At 73.2% G+C, this 2,184-nt stretch carries 1 protein-coding gene and 1 pseudogene; both read left to right on the top strand.

The features are described from left to right. Positions 1 to 1,193: pseudogene (locus GJ629_RS15560) on the top strand (isochorismate synthase MenF); the annotation flags it as partial. Then, the coding region (gene menD, locus GJ629_RS15555; RefSeq protein WP_157513822.1) for a 2-succinyl-5-enolpyruvyl-6-hydroxy-3-cyclohexene-1-carboxylic-acid synthase at positions 1,190 to 2,184 on the top strand (995 nt) is incomplete at its 3' end. The pseudogene GJ629_RS15560 and the gene menD, both read left to right, overlap by 4 nt.

The following is a 2,184-nucleotide window of genomic DNA, read 5'->3' as shown; positions in this document are numbered from 1 at the left end:
GACACGGACGTCCTCGCCGTGGGAGCGACGGCGACGCTCACCGCCCGCGGCACCGATCGGTCGCTCGCATCCGCTCGGAGGCCCGGTCGCTGTTCGACTCCCTGTCGACTGCGGACGTCCCCCGCGTCGCCCGGCCGCGCCTGTTCGGCGGGTTCGCCTTCTACGAGCGCGAGGCGTCGGCCGACGACGCCTGGACCGGGTTCCCGGACGCGCGCTTCGTCCTCCCAGCGGTCCAGATATTCTCGCCCGGCGAGGCGACGTGGCTGACGACGACGGCACCAACTGCCGCCGAGGCCGAGCGGCGACTCGAGGAGTGGGCGGACCGCATCGAGACGGCGACCCGCCCGGCGGACGCGGGCCCGCCGGGCGTCACCGGAAAGCGCCGCACCCCCTCGAAAACCGTGTGGCGCGAGCAGGTCCGGGACGCCGTCGCGGCTATCGGCGAGGAGCGCCTCCGGAAGGTCGTCCTCGCGCAGTCGCTGTCGGTCGATTTGGAGCGGCCGCTGTCGCTGGCGGACGCCCTCGCACGCCTCGATTCGACCTACCCCGACTGCTATCGCTTCGCTGTCACGCCCGAGGCCGAGAACGCGGGGACGTTCTTCGGCGCGACGCCCGAGCGCCTCGTCTCGCTGTACGGGCGGACCGTCCAGACGGAGGCGCTGGCGGGGTCGACCGGCCGGGGCGACACCCCCGCCGAGGACGAGTGGCTGGCGGAGGAACTGCTCGACAGCGAGAAGGACAACCACGAACACGACCTCGTCGTGGAGGCCATCCACGACCAACTGGAACCGCTCGCCGCGTCGGTCACCGACGACGAACGGACGGTGCGGCGTCTGGCGACGGTCCAGCACCTCCGGACGCCGATCAAAGCCGAACTCGACGCGGACAGTCACGTCCTCTCGCTGGTCGAGGAGCTCCACCCGACGCCGGCGGTGGGCGGCCTCCCGCCCGACGCCGCGCTGGAGACGATCAGGGAGACGGAGTCGTTCGACCGCGGGTGGTACGCCGCGCCGGTCGGGTGGTTCGACGCCGCCGGTAACGGCACCTTCTGCGTCGGCATCAGGTCGGCGCTGGCGCGTGACGGAACGGCGTCGCTGTTCGCCGGCGCCGGCATCGTCGCCGACAGCGACCCCGACCGCGAGTGGGACGAAGTGCAACTGAAGTACCGCCCGATGCTCGACCAACTCGAATGACCGCACCGAACCGCGCCACGCTCTGGGGCGAGGCAATCGTCGACGAACTGGTCGCCGCGGGCGTCACCGGCGTCTGCGTCGCGCCCGGAAGTCGGTCGACGCCGCTGACTGCGGCCGTCGCCGCCCGGGAGGACGTGGCCGTCTTCTCCCACCTCGACGAGCGCTCGGCCGCGTTCTTCGCGCTCGGTCGGAGCCGTCGGGCGGGCGAACCGACGGCGCTTCTCTGTACCTCCGGCACCGCGGCCGCGAACTTCCACCCCGCCGTCATCGAGGCCGACCAGTCCCGCGTCCCGTTGGTCGTCCTCACCGCCGACCGGCCCGCCGAGTTACACGACAGCGGCGCGAACCAGACCGTCGATCAGGAGCGGCTCTACGGCGACGCCGTCCGGGAGTACCGGACGCTTCCCGAACCGCGGACGGAAGCGCGGGCGCTCCGCTCGGTAAGGGTCGCGGTCGACCGGGCCGTCGCCACGGCTACCGGGACGCCGCCGGGACCGGTCCACCTGAACGCCCCGTTCGCCAAGCCGCTGGAACCGACTGACGACGGGAGCGTCCCCGAGGACCTCGACCGGACCGCACCGCTCGGCGCCGGCGGCCGCGACGGGCCGTTCGTGCGGACGACGGCCGGCCGACCGACGCTCGAACCCGCCGCCGTCGACCGCGTGGCGTCGGCGATTTCGGGTGCTGACCGCGGACTGCTGGTCGCCGGCCCAGCCCCCGGGTCGGCCCCGTCCCGGGAGTCGATGGCCGCTCTCGCCGACGCGACGGGCTTTCCGGTACTGGCGGACCCGCTCTCGGGCCACCGGTTCGGTCACGACGACGCCGTCCCGGTCTGCGGTGGCTACGACTCCTATCTCGACGGCGCGGACGCGTGGCCCGACCCCGAAGTCGTCGTTCGATTCGGGGCCTCGCCCACCTCGAAGACCCTCCGGCATTACCTCAGAGACCACGCCGACCGCCAGTTCGTCGTCGACGCCGCGGCGGGTGGCCG

This window comes from Halapricum sp. CBA1109, assembly GCF_009741825.1.
GTDB lineage: Archaea > Halobacteriota > Halobacteria > Halobacteriales > Haloarculaceae > Halapricum.
Note: the sequence above shows the minus strand (reverse complement) of the source record. Positions and strands in the feature narration are given on the sequence as shown.